This window comes from Azospirillum sp. Marseille-Q6669 (assembly GCF_965111635.1).
On sequence record NZ_CBCOOP010000003.1, the window covers coordinates 59,521 to 78,351 of the forward strand.

An 18,831-nucleotide genomic window follows, 5' to 3' on the forward strand; every position below is an offset into this window, starting at 1 on the left:
CGCCGCGGTCACGCTATCGTGCGGCGGAGAACCAGCCAGCCCTGGCGACGGGCCCGCGGCACGACAAAAAAGGGGAACAAGACGTTATGAGCATGGAGTGGAACAAGATTTTCGGCGCCGTGCTGCTGGCGGGTCTGATCGCCATGCTGGCCGGCTTCGCCGCGGAAGTTCTGGTGCACCCGAAGACGCCTGAGAAGCCCGGTTATGTCGTGGCCATGCGGGAGGCCGCCCCCCCGGCCCCCGGGGGGGGCGCCCCCCCGCCCGGCCCCGCCGAGATCGCCCCGCTGCTCGCCAAGGCCGACGCCGCCGCCGGCCAATCCGCGGCCAAGGCCTGCGCCGCCTGCCACAGCTTCGACAAGGGGGGGGCGAACAAGGTCGGCCCGAACCTCTACGGCATCGTCGGCGCCCCGCACGGCCATCTGGACGGCTTCGCCTATTCCGACGCCATCAAGGGCAAGGCCGGCCCCTGGAACTACGACGAGCTGAACCACTTCCTCTACGACCCGAAGGCCTACGCGCCGGGCACCAAGATGACCTTCGCCGGCGTGAAGAAGGACCAGGACCGGGCGAACATCATCGCCTATCTGCGCTCCCTGTCCGACAGCCCGGCACCGCTGCCGCAGTAACGCGCATCGGTCTCATCTGGGAATGAGGCAAAAGCCCCGCGTTCCATCGGACGCGGGGCTTTTTCGTTCTCCCTCAAACGGAAAGCCGGCAGATTGGCCTTGCATATGATGGCCCTATCGCCGATATAAGGCGCGGGAGGCTGGCGGCGGACGAGTCCCTCGCCAACCCGGTCAGGTCCGGAAGGAAGCAGCCGTAACGAGTTTCGGCTCGGGTCGTTCGTCCAGTCTCCCACCCTTCCCCATAAATTCCTGCAGCGAATTGAAACGGCGACAGCCCCGTGCCGTGACGCTATTCTGCGCTCCGTCGTGAAGCCGATTACCGGGCCAGCCGCGTGACCGATACCACCGTTGCCGATATGTCCTCTTCCGTTTCCGGGACGTCCGGGGGCCTCGCCTACCGGGTGCTGGCGCGGAAATACCGTCCGAAGAGCTTTGCCGAGCTGATCGGGCAGGACGCGCTCGTCCGCACCCTGACCAACGCCATCCATTCGGGCCGCATCGCCCAGGCCTTCATGCTGACCGGCGTGCGCGGGGTGGGCAAGACGACCACCGCCCGCATCATCGCCCGCGCGCTGAACTGCACCGGGCCGGACGGCACCGGCGGGCCGACGGTGACACCCTGCGGCGTCTGCGACAATTGCCGCGCCATTGCCGAGGACCGCCACGTCGACGTGATGGAGATGGACGCCGCCAGCCACACCGGCGTGGACGACATCCGCGAGATCATCGACGGCGTGCGCTACGCCCCCGTCTCGGCGCGCTACAAGCTCTACATCATCGACGAGGTCCACATGCTCTCCAAGAGCGCGTTCAACGCGCTTTTGAAGACGCTGGAGGAGCCGCCGGCCCATGTGAAGTTCGTCTTCGCCACCACCGAGATCCGCAAGGTGCCGGTGACGGTGCTCTCGCGCTGCCAGCGCTTCGACCTGCGGCGCGTAGACGCCCAGGTGCTGAAGGAGCACTTCACCCGCATCACCGGCCTCGAAGGGGCGGGGATCGAGCCGGACGCCGCAGCCCTGATCGCGCGTGCCGCCGACGGGTCGGTGCGCGACGGATTGTCGCTGCTCGACCAGGCCATCGCGCTGGCCGCCGGCACGGTGACCGCGCAGCAGGTGCGCGACATGCTAGGTCTGGCCGACCGCAGCAAGGTGATCGACCTGTTCGAGGCCGCCGTCTCGGCCAAGCCGGCGGAGGCGATGGACCTGCTGTCCGATCTGCACCGCGTCGGCGCCGATCCGGTGGTGATCCTCCAGGACCTTCTCGACCTCGTGCACAATCTGACGCGGCTGAAGGTCGTGCCGGACAGCGCCAACGATCCCGGCCTGCCGGAGGCGGAGCGCACCCGCGGCGCCGCCCTGTCGGCGAAGCTCGGTATGCCAGCGCTGACCCGCGCGTGGCAACTCCTGCTGAAGGGGCTGGGCGAGGTGCAGGCTGCCCCGGTGCCGCAGCAGGCCCTGGAGATGGTCATCGTGCGGCTGTCCTACGCCGCCGATATGCCGACTCCGGGCGATCTGATCCGCCAGTTCCAGAATTTGCAAAATGGCGGCGGGCAAGGTGGCCAGGGTGGCGGTGGAGCCCCGCGCGGCCCCGGTGGCGGGCCGGTGGCGGTTGGCGGCTCCGCCGTGCGCGCCGTCGCCCAGGCACAGCCGAACCCGCAGCCGGTTGCCAAACCCGTGCAAACCGTTGCCGTCGCCGTGGCGGACGAGGAGCGCGTGGCGATGCCGCGCGACTTCCGCACGCTGGTCCAGGTCTTCGCGGAGAAGCGCGAGGGCGCGCTCTACGGCCATCTGACCGGCAGCGTCCATTTGGTGCGCCTGGAGCCGGGGCGGCTGGAACTGCGGCTGACGACCCTGGCCCCGTCCACCTTGCCGAATCGCGTCGGCCAACTGTTGACGGAATGGACCGGCCAGCGCTGGGTCGTCATCGTCTCGGACGCGCCGGGCGAGCCGACGTTGATCCAGCAGGAGCAGGCCGCCCAGAAGCGCGCGCTGGAGGAGGCGGAGGCGCATCCGGTCGTGCGCGCCGTTCTGGACGCCTTTCCCGGCGCGAAGATCACCGATGTCCGCGACCTCAAGGCGGCGGTCGAGGCCGAGCCCCAGGTTGCGGATGACGGGGAGAATCCCGACCTTATGGTCATGCAGCAGGACGACGGGGTTTATTACCCGCTCGACGATGAAGGAGATTTCTGACCCATGAAGAACCTCGGCCAGATGATGAAGCAGGCCCAGCAGATGCAGGCCAAGATGCAGGAGATGCAGGCCCGCCTGGGCGAGGTCGAGATGACCGGCCAGTCGGGCGCCGGCATGGTCAACGTGACGGTGAACGGCAAGGGCGAGATGAAGAAGATCAAGCTCGACAAGTCGATCGTCGATCCGGAGGACATCGAGGTCCTGGAGGACTTGATCATCGCCGCCTTCAACGACGCCAAGGCCAAGGTGGAGCAGCACGTCGCCAACGAGACCCAGAACCTGATGGGCGGGATGAAGCTGCCGCCGGGCATGAAGCTGCCGTTCTAAGCGTTGAAAGGCCGGGCCGCAGGGTCGGCCCAGCCACCCATTGACGAACGAAGCCGTGAATGATCGGACCTGAAATCGAGCGCCTGATCCAGCTCCTGTCCAAGCTGCCGGGGCTGGGGCCGCGGTCGGCGCGGCGGGCGGCGCTGCACCTGATGAAGCGCCGCGACAGCCTGCTGGTGCCGCTGTCCGAATCCATGGCGCTCGCCGCGGAGGCCATCCGCAACTGTTCGGTCTGCGGCAACCTCGACAGCCGCGACCCCTGCTCCGTCTGTTCCGACCACAGCCGCGACCGCTCGACCATCTGCGTGGTGGAGGACGCCGGCGACCTCTGGGCGCTGGAGCGCACGCGCGCCTTCCACGGCACCTACCATGTGCTGGGCGGCACGCTGTCGGCCTTGCAGGGGGTGGGGCCGGACGATCTGAACATCCCGTCCCTGGTGGAGCGCGCGAAGGACCCGGCGGTGACCGAAGTCATCCTGGCGCTGAACGCCACGGTGGACGGGCAGACCACCGCCCATGTGGTGACCGACCGCCTGTCCGGCAGCGGGGTGTCCGTGTCCCGTCTGGCCCACGGCGTGCCGGTGGGCGGGGAACTGGACTATCTGGACGATGGGACTCTGACCGCGGCGCTGAAGGCGCGGCGGCCGCTGTAGCGTGGTTGCATGGGGAGGTTGCCCCCTCCCTGACCCTCCCCCGCTGACGCAGGGGAGGGGACAACTCCCTCTCCTGCGAAGCGGGGGAGGCAAGGGGCCCGCGCAGCGGGAAGGGTGGGGGCCCGTCCCGACCACCCACCCATTTCCCCCAAACCTTACTTCTTCTTCAGCGCGGCGACGCCCGGCAGGTCCTTGCCTTCCAGCCACTCCAGGAAGGCGCCGCCGGCGGCGGAGATGTAGGTGAACTTCTCGTCCACACCGGCATGGGCCAGCGCCGACACGGTGTCGCCGCCGCCAGCCACCGACAGCAGGCCGCCTTCCGACGTGCGCTCGGCGACGAGGCCGGCGACGGCGTTGGTGCCGGCGTCGAAGGGCTGGATCTCGAAGGCGCCGAGCGGGCCGTTCCACACCACCGTCTTCGCGCCCTGGAGCTTCAGGCCCAGGAACTCGACCGTCTTGGGGCCGACGTCCAGCGCCATCTCGTCGGCGCCGATGCCGTCCGCCGGGACGGCGCGGTTGGCCGCACCGGCCTTGAACTCCTTGGCGACGATGAAGTCCTTGGGCAGCAGCAGCTCGCAGTTGGCGGCCTTGGCGGTCTCCATGATGGCACGGGCCTGATCGGCCATGTCCTTCTCGCAGAGCGAGGCGCCGACATCCACGCCCTGGGCGTAGAGGAAGGTGTTGGCCATGCCGCCGCCCAGCGCCAGCATGTCGACCTTCTTCACGAGGTTGCCGAGCAGGTCCAGCTTGGTGGAGATCTTGGCGCCGCCGACGACGGCGGCCACCGGACGCTCCGGCTTCTCCAGCGCCTTGGTCAGCGCCTCAAGCTCGGCCTGCATCAGGCGGCCCGCGGCGGCGGGCAAATACTGGGCGACACCCTCGGTCGAGGCGTGGGCGCGGTGCGCGGCGGAGAAGGCGTCGTTGACGTAGAGGTCGCCGAGAGCGGCGATCTGCTTGGCGAAGGCCGGATCGTTCTTTTCCTCTTCCGCGTGGAAGCGGGTGTTCTCCAGCAGCACGATAGCGCCCGGCTGGACGCCGTCGATGGCGGCCTTGGCCTTGTCGCCGACGCAATCCTCGCCGAAGGCGACGGTCTGGCCGACGGCGGCGCTCAGCGCGTCCAGCACGTTGCGCAGCGAGTTCTTGGCGTCCGGACCGTTCTTCGGGCGGCCGAAATGCGACAGAACCACGACCTTCGCACCCTTCTTCGCCAGCTCGGTCAGAGTCGGCGCCAGACGGTCGATGCGGGTCGTGTCGGAGACCTTGCCGTCCTGCATCGGGACGTTGAGGTCGGCACGCACCAGCACCGTCTTGCCGTTCACGTCGAGGTCGTCGATGGTGTTGAACTCGGTCATGGCTGCTGTCCCTACGGGTTGAACTTTTGCCGGGCAATCCAGCACAGGGGCGCCCGCTTTGCAACGGCCCGCGTGGGCGACCGGTTGCCCCATGCGGCGAAAGGACCGGGCTCTGGGCGGGCGGGGCCGGCGATCCCATCTCTATGTCCATGAACAGGATCACCCCGCAGTCCTCCGCCCGGCTGGCCCCCCGGCTGGCTTACGCGGCCAGCCAGTCCGCCCGCGTCGCCTGGTTCCTCGGCCAGTACATGATGGCCGCGCGGATCGGCCGGCGGATCACCGGACCGCCGCGGACCACCTCGCTCGGCGGGCGTCCGGTGCCCGGCACCCGCGCGATCCTTGAGGAACTGCGCGCCCTGCTGGCCCGCGACCTCGCCAACATCGAGGCGGGCTACTACCGCCTGCCGCACGACCTGATGCCCGACCCGCGCCGGCTGCTGACCGACGCCGCGGCCTTCTTCCGCGACGTGCCGGAGGTGTCGCGCCGCCGCCGCGACCACGCGGCGGTCGAAGTGCGGGCTAATCCGCCGCCCGGCAGCGGGGGGTTGCCCGCCTACTACCGCCAGAACTTCCATTACCAGACCGGCGGCTATCTGACGGAGGAGAGCGCCCGTCTCTACGACCATCAGGTGGAGGTGCTGTTCGGTGGTGGCGCCGATGCCATGCGCCGTCAAACCCTGGTACCGATCTTCGAGCATCTGAAAACGCGCCGTAGCGTGGACTGCCGCCTGCTCGACGTGGCCGCCGGGACGGGGCGTTTCCTGACCTTCGTGAAGGACAACCACCCGCGCCTGCCGGTGACCGCGCTCGACCTCTCCCCGGCCTATCTGCGCGAGGCGCGGCGCAACCTCGCCCCCTGGGCGCGCAGCAGCGCGCTGGTCCAGGCAGCGGCGGAGGCGATCCCGCTGGTCACCGGGTCGCAGGACATCGTGACCTGCATCTACCTGTTCCACGAACTGCCGCCGAAGATCCGCGCCCAGGCCGCCGCCGAGATGGGCCGCGTGCTGAAGCCCGACGGCATCCTGGTCTTCATGGACAGCGTGCAGTATGGCGACAATCCGATGATGGACGGACTGATCGACCGTTTTCCGCAGTCCTTCCACGAGCCCTTCTACGCCCATTACGCCCGCGACGACCTGCCCGCCCTGTTCGCCGCTGCCGGGCTGCGCCTGCGCGAGACGTCGCTCGCCTACATGTCCAAGCTCCTGGTGTTGGAAAAGACGGACACCTGATTGCGGGGACTGCAACAAAAGCGTCATGGTTCTGTAACTTGACCGGGGCTGGGGCCTGTGCAAAACGGGGACCCACCGGAAACGACGGGGCACGAATGGTGGTCGAAGCGGAGTCCAACCGGGAAACCGAGCTGAAGCTGGCCGTCAGGGCCGAAGACATGGCGAAGCTCCGGTCCTGCCCGGCGGTCGCATCCCGCGCCAAGGGAAAAGCCGGCACCAAGACCCTGGAAAGCACCTATTACGACACCGCCGACCGGCGTCTGGCCGGGCGTCTGGTGACGTTGCGCGTGCGCAAGGTCGGCAACCAGCATCTCCAGACGGTCAAGGGCGCGCCGGAGCGCGGCGAGCTTGGCCGGGCGGAGTGGGAGCATCCGGTCGCCGGACCGGCCCCCGACCTGTCGGCCATCGAATCGCCGGAGGCGCTGGACCTGCTGGGCTCGATCAGCGCGGCCGAACTGCAGCCGCTCTTCACCACGCTCATCCAGCGCACCGTGCGCGTGGTGACGATGGGCGAAAGCGAAACCGCCAGCCGCATCGAGGTCGCCTTCGACAGCGGCGAGATCCGCGCCCCCGACGGCGCCTCCATCCCCGTGTCGGAGGTGGAGCTGGAGCTTCTCGAAGGCTCCGCCGCCGCCCTCTACGATCTGGCGCTGGAGCTGGCCCAGGCCGCCCCGCTGCGGCTCGACCCGCGGACCAAGGCGGAGCGCGGCTATGCGCTTGCCGACGGGTCGGTGGACAAGGTGGTCAAGGCGGGCAAGCTGGAGCTTGACGCCGACACCACGGTGGAAGGCGCGCTGGCCCGCATCCTGCGCTCCTGCATCGGCCACATGCTGGCGAACGAGGCCGTCACCCTGATCGGCGAGGACGCGGAGGGCGTCCATCAGATGCGCGTGGCGCTGCGCCGCCTGCGCTCGGCGCTCGCCCTGTTCAAGGATTTCATCCCCGCCGGGTCCTACGCCTGGCTGGTGGGCGAGGTGAAGTGGCTGGGCGGCAGCCTCGGCCCGGCGCGCGACTGGGACGTCTTCCTGGCCGAACTGCTGGAGCCGGTGAAGGACTCCTTCCACCGCGCCGACGGCCACGGCAAGCCGCTCCAGGAGGACATCGACGCGCTCGCCGCGGCGGCGCGCGCCCGCCGCGACCGCGCCTACGAAGGGGTGCGCGAGGCCATCCGGTCGGAGCGCTACACCACCTTCCTGCTGAAGTTCGGCGCCTGGGTCGAGTCGCGGGGCTGGCGCGACCAGCCGGTCAGCGAGCATTCCGCCCGGCTGTTCGACCCGGTGGAGGATCTGGCCGACCATCTGCTGTCGCGTCGCGCCAAGAAGGCCCGCCGCGCCGGCCACGGCTTCGCGAGCCTGTCGGTGACCGAGCGGCACGAACTGCGCATCGCCCTGAAGAAGCTGCGCTACGCGGCGGAGTTCTTCCGCAGCCTCTACGACGACAAGCCGGCCCGCCGCTACATCCAGGACCTGTCGGCCTTCCAGGACGCGCTGGGCCATCTGAACGACGTGGCGACGGCGACCCGCCTGCTGCACGAGCTGCACGACGACGGCAGCCGCCCCGAGCCGGGCGAGCCGCGCGCTGCCGGCATCGTCATCGGCTGGCACGCCCGCGGCGTGGCGGAATCCGAGACGGCGCTGCGTGGCCTGTGGGAGGAGTTCGCCGACGCGAAAGCCTTCTGGTCAAAGCCTGACCGGGAGGGGTAATCTTCCCACCCATGCGGACCATCCTCGTCGCCAACATCAAGGGCGGTTGCGGCAAGACCACGATCGCCACCCACCTCGCCGCGGCCAGCGCCGCCGCTGGGCACAGCACGGCGCTGGCCGACGTGGACCGCCAGCGCTCCTCGCTCGGCTGGCTGGCCCGCCGCCCGGCCACGGCCTCCGCCCTGGTGGGTCTGGACTGGGCGAAGGACCTGTCCGACGCGCCGAAGGGCATCCAGCGCCTCGTCATCGACGCGCCGGCCGCTCTGAAGACCAAGCAGATCGAGGATCTGGTGCGGATGGCCGATGTCGTCGTCCTGCCGGTGCTGCCCAGCGCCTTCGACGAGCAGGCGACGCAGCGCTTCCTCGGCAAGCTGGAGGAGCTGAAGTCGATCGCCAAGAACCGCAAGTCGGTGGCGGTGGTCGGCAACCGCCTGCGCCCCCGCACCAAGGCGGCGGACCGGCTGGACCAGTTTCTCGGCGGGGTCGGGCACAGCGTGGTGACCCGCCTGCGCGACAGCCAGATCTACGCCGACGCCGCGGCCTCCGGTCTCAGCCTGTTCGACCTGACCGGCAAGCGCGCCGCCGAGCACCGCGCCGACTGGGAACCGCTGCTGGCCTACATCGAGAAGGCGTGAGCGGACGGAGCGCCGTCAATCCCGGCCAAGAAGCCCTCTCCCCCCTGGGGAGAGGGTTGGGTGAGGGGGCGATACGTCCGGTAGGGCGAAGAAGCGTGCTTGTTTTGCCCAGTTGGTGTGCCTTCGGCACCCCCTCATCCTGACCTTCTCCCCAAGGGGGGAGAAGGAATAGAGGCGCGTCGGAGTGGTTCGTTCATTCTGATCACCGTCCGACCGGAATGGCGACGGCAAAGCGGGTTCCCGGATCGAGGCGTTCGGCGTCCACCGTGGCGTTGATCTGCCGGACGGTGTTGACCAGCAACCGCATGCCGAGGCTCTTCGTCGGCGCGGACAGGTCGAAGCCGGCGGGAAGCCCGACGCCCTGGTCCATCACCTCCAGGATCATCGCGTCCTCGCCGTCCCGGCGCAGGGTCACACGGATCGGCCCCCCACGGTCGCCGGGATAGGCGTATTTCAAAGCGTTGGTCACCAGCTCGTTGACCACCAGCCCGATGGGGACGGCCTGATCGGTGGGCACGATCACCCGGTCGCCGGTGAAGCTCAGGTCATGGCCCGGCGCGGTTTCCTGGAGCTTCCGGCAGAGACCGTGCAGGAAGCCGGACATGTCGATGAAGCTCGCATCATACTGCCGCCACAGATGGTCGTGCACCCCGGCGATGGTCAGGACACGGCTGTAGGCGTCCATCAGGACGTTGCGGGCATCGTCGTTGTCCGACGCGCGGGCCTGGAGCGAGAGCTGCGCCGCCACCAGCGCCAGACTGTTCTTCACCCGGTGGCTGACTTCCTGGGTCAGCAGCCGCTGGCGCTCCTGCGCCTCGCGCTGCTCGTTGATGTCGGTGCTGGTGCCGAACCAGCGGGTGATGGTGTCGGCGGTCTCGTCGCGGATGGGCACGGCGCGGAACAGGTGCCAGCGGTACACGCCGTCGCGGCGGCGCAACGGCGCGGTATACTCCCAGGACCGGCCTTCCGCCCGCGCGGCGGTGACGGCCTCCAGCATCAGGTCGGCGTGGTCGGGATGGATCACCGTCCACCAGCCGTCGTTCTGCATCTGCTCCATCGAGGTGCCGGTGAAGTCGAACCAGCGCTGGTTGTACCAGATGCTGTAATCGGAGGGATCGCGCATCCAGGCGAGCTGCGGGATGGCGTTGGCCATGGTGCGGAAGTTGGCCTCGCTCTCGCGCAGGGCGGCCTCGGCACGCACGCGGTTGTCGATGTCCGTCGCGGCGCCGATCCAGGCGATCAGGCGACCGTGCAGGTGGACGGGGGAAACCCGCCCGATGTGCCAGCGGTGCAGCCCGTCGCTCTGCCGCCGCAGCCGGACCTGGACGTCGTAGGGCTGGCCCAGGGGAACCGACCGGTGGCGCACCTCATCCAGACGTGGGCGGTCTGCGGGATGGACGGCCTCCCGCCAATTCAGCATGCCCTCGGCGCCGCCCTGTCCGGTGTAGTCGCGCCACTCACGGTTGAAGAACTCGACCGTCCCGTCGGTGCGGGCGATCCACATCTTGCGCGGCGCGCTTTCGATGAAGGCGCGCAGGCGCTCCTCGCTCTCGTCGCGCCATGCTTCCGGCTGTTCCTGCGTGCCCATGAACCGGAAGCCCCTATGGTTGCACCACGATCACGCAGTCATCTGGACCGTGGGGCGGGGCGGTCAAGCGCGGGCGGCGCCGGGTGCCGTTACACTCTGTTACGTTCGGCGGCGGCGCGGGACATCAAGCGGTTACAATCCGGCCTCACTTTGGCCGCATTCCGTTCAACCCGCGAGCCGTCCCCCATGCCCTCCCTCACCTCCACCATCACCCGGCAGATCGTCACGCCGGTAACCATCGTCCTGTTCGTCGTCTCCACGGTGACGGGAATCATGCTGCTGCTGCACTGGAACGGCAATCTGGTGCGTTTCTCCCACGAATGGCTCAGCGTCGGCTTCTCGGCCATCGGCCTGTGGCATCTGGCGCGCAACTGGACGGCCTTCCTCCAGTATTTCAAGCGCAACGTGGCGCTGTCGGCCTTCGTGGTCAGCGTCGCCGGATCGCTGGTCTTCACGGCGATGACCGGGACTCCGGCCTCCACCGGCGGCCCCGGTGCGATGATGCGGGCGGTGGCGAACGCCCCGCTGGCGACGGTGGCGCCGGTCTTCGGTTTGGACCCCGACAAGGCCATCCAGGCGCTCAAGGCCGCCAACATCGAGGCGCAGCCCGGCGAGTCGCTGTCGGCCATCGGCACCCGCGCCGGCATGAACGCGGTGGGCGTGGCGAACATCCTCACAGCCGCGAAGCAGCCCAGGCCGGCGTCGTAACGTCCGGAAGCCGTCCGTCTACACCCGCGCCACGAGGAACAGCCGCTTGAAGGGAAACAGCGTGCGGCCATCCGGGCGCCGGGGGTAGGCGGCGTTCAGCCGGGCGCGGTAGGCCGCCAGGAAGGCGTCCAGCTCCGCGCCCGTCAGCGTGTCCAGGACGGGCAGCAGCGTCGTGCCGCGCGTCCATTGCAGTACCGGGTCGTCGCCCTCCAGGACCTGGAGATACTCCGTCTCCCAGAGATCCAGGCGGCGGGTGAGCGGGGCGAGCCAGCCGTAATACACCTCCGGCGCGTGCACCGGGGCGGTGCGCAGGACCGGCGCCAGCCGCTCGGCCCAGGGGCCGTCCGCCGCCGTCTCGTAGAGCAGGCGGTGCGAGGGCGCTTCGAAGTTTCGGGGCATCTGCACGGCCAGCACCCCACCGGGGGCCAGCGCCCGCAGCAGGTCCGGGAACAGCCGCTCATGCCCGTCCAGCCAGTGCAGGGCGGCGTTGGAGATCAGCAGATCGACCGGTCGGTCGGGGTGCCAGACCCCAAGGTCGGCCTGGAGCCAGCGCACGCGGGACGGCGTGCCTTGGGCGCGCTCCAGCATGGCGGGGGAATTGTCCACCCCCAGCACCTCGGCCTCCGGCCAGCGTTCGGCCAGCAGGCGGGCGAGCTGCCCGGCTCCGCAGCCGAGATCAACCACCGTCCGCGGGGTCAGGGAGGGCAGGGCCGCCACGAGGTCGTGGGCCGGGCGGCGGCGCCAGGACTCGAACCGTGCGTATTGTTCGGGGTCCCACGGCATGCCCGGCCTCCACCGGTTGAAGGGGTTTGGGGGTTATTCCTGCTCGCGCTGGCGGGCGATCTGCTCGTCCATGTGGTTGTAGTGCTTTGTGACCATCATGAAGATCGTCCCGATGCAGCCGATGGCCAGCAGCCAGCCGCCATAATAGAACGCCGTGTCCGCCGCGCGCGACGCCGCCAGCAGGCCGATGAACGCCATGAAGCCCAGGATTCCCCCGGTGATCCACTTGCCCGTGCCTTCCAAAGTCCCGTTCCCTTCCTTCGCTGCCGGTCCCGCGCGGGGCGTGCGCCCGGCGGGATGCCGACGGGTTGACCGTGCCGCGAATTCTGGTGGAGCGGGCGCCGGAAATCAATCCGGGATGGGCGAATCCGATGTGGGCATTTCGCCCAACCGGCCGGCACCCTCCACGACGATCCCCAGGGGAAGCTCCAGCGCGAAGACGGTGCCCGCCGCGGTGCTCTCCACCAGCCGCAGGTCGCCGCCATGGGCGCGCAGCACCTCCCGCGCGATGGCGAGGCCCAGCCCGACGCCACCCGCCCTTGCCGAGCCGGCGAAGGGCTGGAACAGGTTGTCCCGCGCCCGCGGCGGCAGGCCCGGCCCGTCGTCGGCCACCAGCAGGAGCAGCCCGCCGCCGGGCCGGGTCTCCACCATCACCGTAACCGCTCCAGCCCCCGCCTGCGCCGCGTTGCGCCCCAGGTTGACCAGCGCGCGGGAGAGCTGGGCGGCGTCCGCGCGGACGGTCAGCCCCTTCGGCACCCGGTTGTTCCAGCGCAGTTCCGCCCGCTCCCCGTCCGGGCGCAGGGCGGCCAGCGCCGCGGCCCCGGCCTCCTCGACCAGCGGGCGCAGCGGCACCTCGGCCCGTGCCAGGGGCAGCAGGCCGTCGCGGGTGTAGGTCATGGTCTGGCCGCACAGCTCCACCGCCCGGTCGATGGAGGCCATCAGCCGCGGCGTGACCCGCCGTACCTCCGGGTCGGCGCTCTCGGCCAGCCGCTCCGACAGCAGGGCGGCGGTGGACAGGATGGCGCGCAGATCGTGGTTGATCTTGGCGACCGCGGTGCCCAGCGCGGCCAGCCGCTCACGCTGGCGCAGCGCGCTGCGGATGGTGGCCTGCATGTCGGCCAGCTCGCGCTCCGCCACGCCGATCTCGTCGGTGCGGGCGCTCGGCTGGAAGGGCGGTGTGCCGTCCGGGTCGCGACGGATGGCGACCAGCCCCTCGGTCAGCCGGCGCATCGGCCGCACCAACAGCCGGGTCAGCGAGACGAAGACCAGAACCGCCGCGATCAGCGAGATCGCCACCGACAGCGCCAGGATGCGGCCCGAGAAGTCGATCATCGCCTGGATCATCGGCCGCTCGTCCATCACCATGTCGACCTGGAAGGCGGGGTCCTTGGGCGATGGCCCGATCACCCGGATCACCCGGTCGCGCCGCTGGGCCAGCGCCATGAAGGCGTCGGCGGTCAGCCGCGGCGCCATGGCGCCGCGCAGGTCGAAGACGGCGTCCACCGTCGGCGGCATGGAGCGGGACAGCATGTAGACTCGGCTGTCCGGCCGGATCAGTTCCACCGCATGGGCGCCGACATGGGCCAGCAGCTCGTTCTGAAGCTCCATCGCCACCATCATGTCCGGCGTCGCCTCCACCGACAGGGCGGCGAGATGGGCGGCCGCCAGCCGCTCCTCCAGATAGGTCAGGCGGTAGCGGGCGATGGACGGCGTGTAGATCAGCACCTCCGCCAGCAGGACGAACAGCACGGTCAGCACCAGCAGCTTGGCCGACAGGCTTCTCGTGACGGGCGGCAGGGGCATGGGCGGCGTCCGGGGGCAACGTCTTGGGGCAGGGGATGCCGGAGGATAGGGCAGGATGCCGCCGCAGGCCAGTTGCCGGACCTTATTATCCCCTCTCCCGCTTCGGGAGAGGGGATACGAGCGCTCCGCTCTGGCGCGCCACTCCCAAGATTGGTAGTAGAACCGGCATGAGCGACCTTGCCCGTCACATCGACTCCCTGTCCCACGCCAGCGTGCTGTGCGTCGGCGACGTCATGCTCGACCGATTCATCTACGGGTCGGTCGACCGCGTGTCCCCCGAAGCGCCGATCCCCGTGCTGCGGATCGAGCGCGAGACGGCCATGCTCGGCGGCGCCGGCAACGTGGCCGCCAACGTCATGGCGCTGGGCGCCGGCTGCCGCTTCGTGTCGGTGGTGGGCGAGGACGCGGCGGGGCTGGAACTGGTGCGCCTCGTGGCGAGGGAGACGGGCGACGGCGGTGGGCTGGTCGCCGAGCCGGGGCGCCAGACCACGGTGAAGACCCGCTTCATCGGCGGGCGCCAACAGCTTCTGCGCGCCGACGCCGAAACCATCGCCGCCATCGGGTCGGAGGAGGAGGTGATGGTCGCCGCCCGCACCGGCATGCTGACGGTGGGCGCGGTGATCCTGTCCGACTATGGCAAGGGCGTGCTGACCGATGGGTTGGTCTCGCAGCTCATCCAGGCGGCGCGGGAGGCCGGGCTGCCGGTGGTGGTCGATCCCAAGGGCGACGATTTCGGGCGCTACCGCGGGGCCAGCGTGATCACGCCCAACCGCAAGGAGCTGATCCAGGCGACGGGAATGCCCGCCGACAGCGACGCGGAGGTCGAGGCCGCCTGCCGCTTCCTGCTGGAGACCTGCGGCATCGACGCGGTGGTCGCCACGCGCAGCGAGCGCGGCATGTCGGTGGTGACCCGCGACGGCGCCACCCATCTGCCGGCCAACGCGCGCGAGGTCTTCGACGTGTCGGGCGCCGGCGACACGGTGGTGGCGACACTGACCTCCGCCCTGTCGGTGGGGGTGGAGCTGACCGACGCGGCGCGGCTGGCCAATCTGGCCGCCGGGATCGTGGTGGGGAAGGTCGGTACCGCGGTGGTCCGCGCGCCGGAGTTGCTGTCCGCCCTGCACGAGCAGGAATGGCGCAGCGGCGAGGAGAAGGTCGACACGCTGGAACAGGCCGTGGAGCGCGCGGCGCGCTGGCGCGCGCGCGGCAAGCGGGTGGGCTTCACCAACGGCTGCTTCGACCTGCTGCACCCCGGCCACATCGCGTTGCTGAACCAGGCCAAGGCCGCCTGCGATGTGCTGGTGGTGGGGCTGAACAGCGACGCCTCGGTGAAGCGGCTGAAGGGCGAGACGCGCCCGGTGCAGACCGAAACGGCGCGGGCGACGGTGCTCGCCTCGCTGGCCTGCGTCGATCTGGTGGTGATCTTCGGCGAGGACACGCCGGAGGAGCTGATCCGCGCCCTGCGGCCCGACGTGCTGGTGAAGGGGGCGGACTACACCGTTGCCACGGTAGTCGGCGCCGGATTCGTGCAGAGCTACGGCGGTAAGGTCGTGCTGGCCGACCTCGTGGACGGCCAAAGCACAACCAACACCATCAAGCGCATGCAGCGCTGAATTCGGGACGTTGAAAATCGGGGCGCCGATACCCCGGAGCCGAAGCTCCGGGGCGTCCGCGTTGCGCGATCACATCTTCTTCTGGACGCTGTCCGACGAGCGCTCCACCGCGCGGCCGCCCGCCTGCACGTCCTGGCCCATGCCTTCGACGGTGTTGCAGGCGGCGAGGCTGGTGGTCAGGGCGGCGCCCAGGGCGGCGAAAAGGACGAGCTTCTTCAGGCTACGCATGGCATTTTCCTCTTGAGGTCGAAAACAATCGGCTGAAAAACGCGAGAAACCCGCCAAAGGTTTCCGAAGCCTCGCCGTGCGGAAGGACAGTTCTCCACACTCAAACGGATAGGGGGAGGGCGCGCATGTTCGAAGGGTTCACCCGCCACCGCATCGCCACCGATGGCGCCGAGATCCACACGCTGGTCGGGGGCGAGGGGCCGCCGCTCCTTCTGCTTCATGGCTTTCCGCAGTGTCACGCCCTGTGGAACCGGGTCGCGCCGCGGCTGGCCGAGCGCTTCACCGTGGTGCTGACCGACCTGCGGGGGTACGGCCAATCGTCGAAGCCGCCGGGCGATTCCGCGCACGAGACCTACTGCAAACGCACCAACGCGCGCGATCAGGTGGCGGTGATGGCCGCGCTGGGCTTCGACCGCTTCCGGCTGGCCGGGCACGACCGCGGCGCGCGGGTGGCCCACCGGCTGGTCCTCGACCATCCCGGCCGGGTGGAACGCGTCGCCTTCCTGGACGTGGTGCCGACGCTGGAGGTGTTCGCCCGCATCGACCAGCGCATGGCGACCGCCTATTACCACTGGTTCTTCCTGATCCAGCCCAACAATCTGGCGGAGCGGCTGATCGGGTCGGACCCGGACTTCTACCTGGGGCAGGTGCTCGGCTCCATCGGCAGCAGCGCCGACATCTTCGAGCCGGAGGCGATGGAGGCCTACCGCACCGCCTTCCGCGATCCCGCCACCGTCCACGCCATGTGCGAGGACTACCGCGCCGCGGCGAGCATCGACCTGGAGCACGACCGCGAGGACCGCGCGGCGGGGCGCAAGGTGGAATGCCCGGCCCTGTTCCTGTGGGGCCGCAACAGCGCGGTCGGGCGCCTTTACGACGACCCGCTGGGCATCTGGCGCGGCTACGCCCCGGCCATCGCGGGCCATGTGATGCCCGCCGGCCACTTCATCCCCGAGGAGGCGCCGGAGGAGACGGCGCAGGCGCTGCTGGATTTCTTCACGGAGTGACCGGGGCCCTGGGCGACCGTGGATTTCCAGTCACGCGAGGCCCCGCGAAACCGTCCCCTTGCAGAAGCCTGGAGCGCGGCTCCGGCGTCCAGTCGCAGCAAGGGACATCGCCATGCGTTGCCAGCAACTCCTGAACACCATCCAAGCCGAATTCAACAACGGGAACATCAATCTTCAACGGGCCGACGTCTTCGCCCAGAACGCCAACATCCGCGGCGGCTGGGAGGTCTGGCTCCAGCTGGAAATCGCGCACGGGTTTCTGAACATTCCCGGCAACTGGACCTGCGAACGGGAGCAGCCCTACCCCTCCACCAACGGTGGGAACCCCTTTCTGTCCTACACCGCGGTCGGCCCGGCCTGGGGGGTGTCGGCCAATCGCCGCGCCGCCGCACGCGCCGATTTCTACCTGTGCCGCAACGCCGGGATCGCGGATGACGTCTACATCGAGCTGAAGTGCATCAACCAGACCCACGCCAATCCGATTCATGACGCCTGGGGCCGCTTCGAGGCCGACATCATCAAGCAGCAGACCCTGCGCCTCGGCAACGCCGGCCTGAACTACGTCTCCATGCTGGCGACCTTCGGCATCTTCCAGCAGGCCGACGTCGGAGGGGGCAACCCGACGCTCGGCTGGTTCTGGGCGGGCGGACGCACCGCCTATGTGTACGACGTGTTCAACAATCAGGTGAACAACCAGGTCACCACCCTGGCGAACGTGGCTCAAGGCGGCGCCCCGCGCCTGTTCCTGGTCGCCGTTTCGGTGTGATGCGGCCCGGACCGGGGAGCGGCCCCCGGTCCCGTTCATCTCGGCATGGGTTCCGGCTGTTCCCATGCCGGTCTTTCAACCCGGCATCCCTCCCCCCGGACGAACTGTCCCGTTGCCAGTTGGCGTGAGCGGCGGCATAAATCGGCGCGCGGCCCTCCCCGCTGGACGGGACGGCTTTTGGCAAACACAAAAATGGCGGAAGGAAAGCCCCCAATGGCTGAAAGCACTTTCGACGTCGTCGTGGTCGGCGGCGGTCCCGGCGGGTATGTCTGCGCGATCCGTGCGGCGCAGCTCGGTTTCAAGGTTGCCTGCGTCGAGAAGCGCAGCGCGCTGGGCGGCACCTGCCTGAACGTCGGCTGCATCCCGTCCAAGGCGCTGCTCGCCGCGTCGGAGAAGTACGAGGAGGCCAAGCACGGCCTCGCCAAGTTCGGCATCAAGGTCGGCGGCGTCGAGCTGGACCTGCCGGGCATGCTGTCCCACAAGGACAAGGTCGTCAAAGAGAACACCGGCGGCATCGAATTCCTGTTCAAGAAGAACAAGATCGCCTGGCTGAAGGGTGCCGGTCGCATCACCGCCCCGAACACCGTCGAGGTCGAGGGCATCGGCACCATCACGGCGTCCAAGGCCATCGTCATCGCCACCGGCTCGGAAGTCACCCCGCTGCCGGGCATCGAGATCGATGAGCAGAAGATCGTCTCCTCCACCGGCGCCCTGGAACTGCCGGAGGTGCCGAAGCGCCTCGTCGTCATCGGCGGCGGCGTGATCGGCCTTGAGCTGGGCTCGGTCTGGGGCCGCCTCGGCGCCGAGGTCACCGTGGTCGAGTTCCTGGACCGCATCCTGCCGACCATGGACGGCGAGGTGTCCAAGCAGATGCAGCGCATCCTCGGCAAGCAGGGCATGACCTTCAAGCTCGGCTCCAAGGTCACCGGCGCCAAGGTCACCAACACCGGCGTCACCCTGTCGGTCGAGCCCGCCGCCGGCGGCGCCGCCGAGGAGGTCGAGGCCGACGTCGTGCTGGTCGCCATCGGCCGCCGCGCCTTCACCAACGGGCTGGGCCTCGACGCCGTCGGGGTGGAGATGGACAACCGCGGCCGCGTGAAGATCGGCGCTCATTTCGAGACCAACGTGCCGGGCATCTACGCCATCGGCGACGTGGTCGAGGGCCCGATGCTGGCCCACAAGGCCGAGGAGGAGGGCGTCGCGCTCGCCGAGCTGCTGGCCGGTCAGGCGGGCCACGTCAACCACGACCTCGTTCCCGGCGTCGTCTACACGTGGCCGGAAGTGGCCGCGGTCGGCAAGACCGAGGAGGAGCTGAAGGCCGCCGGCGTCGCCTACAAGGCGGGCAAGTTCCCCTTCACCGCCAACGGCCGCGCCCGCGCCAGCGGCACGACCGACGGCTTCGTGAAGATCCTGGCCGACGCGCGCACCGACAAGGTGCTGGGCGTCCACATGGTCGGCCCGAACGTGTCGGAGATGGTGGCCGAGTTGGCCGTGGCGATGGAGTTCAGCGCGTCCGCCGAGGACATCGCCCGCACCTGCCACGCCCACCCGACCCTGTCGGAAGTGACCAAGGAAGCCGCTCTCGCCGTGGACGGCCGCGCCCTGCACATCTAAGGCG

At 69.5% G+C, this 18,831-nt stretch carries 18 protein-coding genes and 1 other RNA gene; 13 read left to right on the top strand and 6 right to left on the bottom strand.

All coding sequences use genetic code 11. From position 1 onward, the window contains the following. Positions 1–86: 86 nt before the first annotated feature. From ACWPXE_RS17655 to recR, 5 genes are all read left to right on the top strand, one after another. A complete protein-coding gene (locus tag ACWPXE_RS17655; protein WP_454018831.1) occupies positions 87–626 on the top strand; it encodes a c-type cytochrome in 540 nt (179 codons plus the stop codon). Positions 627–761: 135 nt separating this feature from the next. Beyond that, an RNA gene (gene ffs / locus ACWPXE_RS17660) (signal recognition particle sRNA small type) lies at positions 762–859 on the top strand. 99 nt (positions 860–958) lie between these two features. Then, positions 959–2,815 (top strand): DNA polymerase III subunit gamma/tau, encoded by a 1,857-nt coding sequence (locus tag ACWPXE_RS17665; protein ID WP_454018832.1) that lies wholly within the window; start codon positions 959–961, stop codon positions 2,813–2,815. A gap of 3 nt (positions 2,816–2,818) precedes the next feature. Further along, positions 2,819–3,142, top strand: a complete 324-nt coding sequence (locus tag ACWPXE_RS17670) for a YbaB/EbfC family nucleoid-associated protein (RefSeq protein ID WP_014239409.1) — start codon at positions 2,819–2,821, stop codon at positions 3,140–3,142. A gap of 59 nt (positions 3,143–3,201) precedes the next feature. Then, the gene (recR, locus tag ACWPXE_RS17675) at positions 3,202–3,795 is read left to right on the top strand and encodes a recombination mediator RecR (protein WP_014239410.1); all 594 of its coding nucleotides are present in this window, start codon (positions 3,202–3,204) and stop codon (positions 3,793–3,795) included. Positions 3,796–3,950: 155 nt separating this feature from the next. On the opposite strand, the gene ACWPXE_RS17680 is transcribed toward recR, so the two are convergent. Then, positions 3,951–5,147, bottom strand: a complete 1,197-nt coding sequence (locus ACWPXE_RS17680; protein WP_454018833.1) for a phosphoglycerate kinase — start codon at positions 5,145–5,147, stop codon at positions 3,951–3,953. A 143-nt stretch (positions 5,148–5,290) separates the two neighbouring features. Between ACWPXE_RS17680 and ACWPXE_RS17685 the strand changes: the two genes are divergently transcribed. From ACWPXE_RS17685 to ACWPXE_RS17695, 3 genes are all read left to right on the top strand, one after another. Next, positions 5,291–6,379: a class I SAM-dependent methyltransferase gene (locus tag ACWPXE_RS17685; protein ID WP_454018834.1), complete on the top strand. Its 1,089-nt coding sequence runs from the start codon at positions 5,291–5,293 to the stop codon at positions 6,377–6,379. A 95-nt stretch (positions 6,380–6,474) separates the two neighbouring features. Then, complete coding sequence (locus tag ACWPXE_RS17690; RefSeq protein ID WP_454018835.1) at positions 6,475–8,082, top strand: CYTH and CHAD domain-containing protein; 1,608 nt, start codon at positions 6,475–6,477, stop codon at positions 8,080–8,082. 11 nt (positions 8,083–8,093) lie between these two features. Then, positions 8,094–8,717 carry a nucleotide-binding protein gene (locus ACWPXE_RS17695; protein ID WP_454018836.1) on the top strand — a complete coding sequence of 208 codons (624 nt, stop codon included), beginning with the start codon at positions 8,094–8,096 and terminating at the stop codon, positions 8,715–8,717. 202 nt (positions 8,718–8,919) lie between these two features. On the opposite strand, the gene ACWPXE_RS17700 is transcribed toward ACWPXE_RS17695, so the two are convergent. Further along, positions 8,920–10,305 (bottom strand): sensor histidine kinase, encoded by a 1,386-nt coding sequence (locus tag ACWPXE_RS17700; RefSeq protein ID WP_454018837.1) that lies wholly within the window; start codon positions 10,303–10,305, stop codon positions 8,920–8,922. 186 nt (positions 10,306–10,491) lie between these two features. Between ACWPXE_RS17700 and ACWPXE_RS17705 the strand changes: the two genes are divergently transcribed. Next, entirely contained in the window at positions 10,492–11,013 is a 522-nt protein-coding gene (locus tag ACWPXE_RS17705) for a DUF4405 domain-containing protein (RefSeq protein ID WP_454018838.1), read from the top strand. Between the two features lie 18 nt (positions 11,014–11,031). On the opposite strand, the gene ACWPXE_RS17710 is transcribed toward ACWPXE_RS17705, so the two are convergent. The 3 genes from ACWPXE_RS17710 to ACWPXE_RS17720 all read right to left on the bottom strand — a co-directional run bounded on the left by ACWPXE_RS17710 (position 11,032) and on the right by ACWPXE_RS17720 (position 13,599). After that, on the bottom strand, positions 11,032–11,796 hold the full coding sequence (locus tag ACWPXE_RS17710) for a methyltransferase domain-containing protein (RefSeq protein ID WP_454018839.1): 765 nt from the start codon (positions 11,794–11,796) through the stop codon (positions 11,032–11,034). A 33-nt stretch (positions 11,797–11,829) separates the two neighbouring features. Continuing rightward, the gene (locus ACWPXE_RS17715; protein WP_160174793.1) at positions 11,830–11,994 is read right to left on the bottom strand and encodes a hypothetical protein; all 165 of its coding nucleotides are present in this window, start codon (positions 11,992–11,994) and stop codon (positions 11,830–11,832) included. Between the two features lie 150 nt (positions 11,995–12,144). After that, complete coding sequence (locus ACWPXE_RS17720; RefSeq protein ID WP_454018840.1) at positions 12,145–13,599, bottom strand: sensor histidine kinase; 1,455 nt, start codon at positions 13,597–13,599, stop codon at positions 12,145–12,147. 167 nt (positions 13,600–13,766) lie between these two features. Here ACWPXE_RS17720 and rfaE1 point away from each other — a divergent pair, with 167 nt between their 5' ends. After that, positions 13,767–15,212, top strand: a complete 1,446-nt coding sequence (gene rfaE1 / locus ACWPXE_RS17725) for a D-glycero-beta-D-manno-heptose-7-phosphate kinase (RefSeq protein ID WP_454018841.1) — start codon at positions 13,767–13,769, stop codon at positions 15,210–15,212. Between the two features lie 69 nt (positions 15,213–15,281). On the opposite strand, the gene ACWPXE_RS17730 is transcribed toward rfaE1, so the two are convergent. Beyond that, entirely contained in the window at positions 15,282–15,440 is a 159-nt protein-coding gene (locus ACWPXE_RS17730) for an entericidin A/B family lipoprotein (RefSeq protein ID WP_038526216.1), read from the bottom strand. Positions 15,441–15,565: 125 nt separating this feature from the next. On the opposite strand from ACWPXE_RS17730, the gene ACWPXE_RS17735 reads away from it, so the two are divergent. The 3 genes from ACWPXE_RS17735 to lpdA all read left to right on the top strand — a co-directional run bounded on the left by ACWPXE_RS17735 (position 15,566) and on the right by lpdA (position 18,827). Then, complete coding sequence (locus ACWPXE_RS17735) at positions 15,566–16,447, top strand: alpha/beta fold hydrolase (protein ID WP_454018842.1); 882 nt, start codon at positions 15,566–15,568, stop codon at positions 16,445–16,447. Positions 16,448–16,559: 112 nt separating this feature from the next. Continuing rightward, positions 16,560–17,213 (top strand): hypothetical protein, encoded by a 654-nt coding sequence (locus tag ACWPXE_RS17740; protein WP_454018843.1) that lies wholly within the window; start codon positions 16,560–16,562, stop codon positions 17,211–17,213. A 213-nt stretch (positions 17,214–17,426) separates the two neighbouring features. After that, positions 17,427–18,827: a dihydrolipoyl dehydrogenase gene (gene lpdA, locus ACWPXE_RS17745; RefSeq protein ID WP_454018844.1), complete on the top strand. Its 1,401-nt coding sequence runs from the start codon at positions 17,427–17,429 to the stop codon at positions 18,825–18,827. Positions 18,828–18,831 lie beyond the last annotated feature (4 nt).

Excerpts from the sequence above, each read along its gene's own strand:
- ACWPXE_RS17655 (WP_454018831.1), top strand. The coding sequence starts at position 87 with ATGAGCATGGAGTGGAACAAGATTTTCGGCGCCGTGCTGCTGGCGGGT.
- ACWPXE_RS17670 (WP_014239409.1), top strand. The coding sequence starts at position 2,819 with ATGAAGAACCTCGGCCAGATGATGAAGCAGGCCCAGCAGATGCAGGCC.
- recR (WP_014239410.1), top strand. The coding sequence starts at position 3,202 with ATGATCGGACCTGAAATCGAGCGCCTGATCCAGCTCCTGTCCAAGCTG.
- ACWPXE_RS17680 (WP_454018833.1), bottom strand. The coding sequence starts at position 5,147 with ATGACCGAGTTCAACACCATCGACGACCTCGACGTGAACGGCAAGACG.
- ACWPXE_RS17685 (WP_454018834.1), top strand. The coding sequence starts at position 5,291 with ATGTCCATGAACAGGATCACCCCGCAGTCCTCCGCCCGGCTGGCCCCC.
- ACWPXE_RS17690 (WP_454018835.1), top strand. The coding sequence starts at position 6,475 with ATGGTGGTCGAAGCGGAGTCCAACCGGGAAACCGAGCTGAAGCTGGCC.
- ACWPXE_RS17695 (WP_454018836.1), top strand. The coding sequence starts at position 8,094 with ATGCGGACCATCCTCGTCGCCAACATCAAGGGCGGTTGCGGCAAGACC.
- ACWPXE_RS17700 (WP_454018837.1), bottom strand. The coding sequence starts at position 10,305 with ATGGGCACGCAGGAACAGCCGGAAGCATGGCGCGACGAGAGCGAGGAG.
- ACWPXE_RS17705 (WP_454018838.1), top strand. The coding sequence starts at position 10,492 with ATGCCCTCCCTCACCTCCACCATCACCCGGCAGATCGTCACGCCGGTA.
- ACWPXE_RS17710 (WP_454018839.1), bottom strand. The coding sequence starts at position 11,796 with ATGCCGTGGGACCCCGAACAATACGCACGGTTCGAGTCCTGGCGCCGC.
- ACWPXE_RS17715 (WP_160174793.1), bottom strand. The coding sequence starts at position 11,994 with ATGGCGTTCATCGGCCTGCTGGCGGCGTCGCGCGCGGCGGACACGGCG.
- ACWPXE_RS17720 (WP_454018840.1), bottom strand. The coding sequence starts at position 13,599 with ATGCCCCTGCCGCCCGTCACGAGAAGCCTGTCGGCCAAGCTGCTGGTG.
- rfaE1 (WP_454018841.1), top strand. The coding sequence starts at position 13,767 with ATGAGCGACCTTGCCCGTCACATCGACTCCCTGTCCCACGCCAGCGTG.
- ACWPXE_RS17730 (WP_038526216.1), bottom strand. The coding sequence starts at position 15,440 with ATGCGTAGCCTGAAGAAGCTCGTCCTTTTCGCCGCCCTGGGCGCCGCC.
- ACWPXE_RS17735 (WP_454018842.1), top strand. The coding sequence starts at position 15,566 with ATGTTCGAAGGGTTCACCCGCCACCGCATCGCCACCGATGGCGCCGAG.
- ACWPXE_RS17740 (WP_454018843.1), top strand. The coding sequence starts at position 16,560 with ATGCGTTGCCAGCAACTCCTGAACACCATCCAAGCCGAATTCAACAAC.
- lpdA (WP_454018844.1), top strand. The coding sequence starts at position 17,427 with ATGGCTGAAAGCACTTTCGACGTCGTCGTGGTCGGCGGCGGTCCCGGC.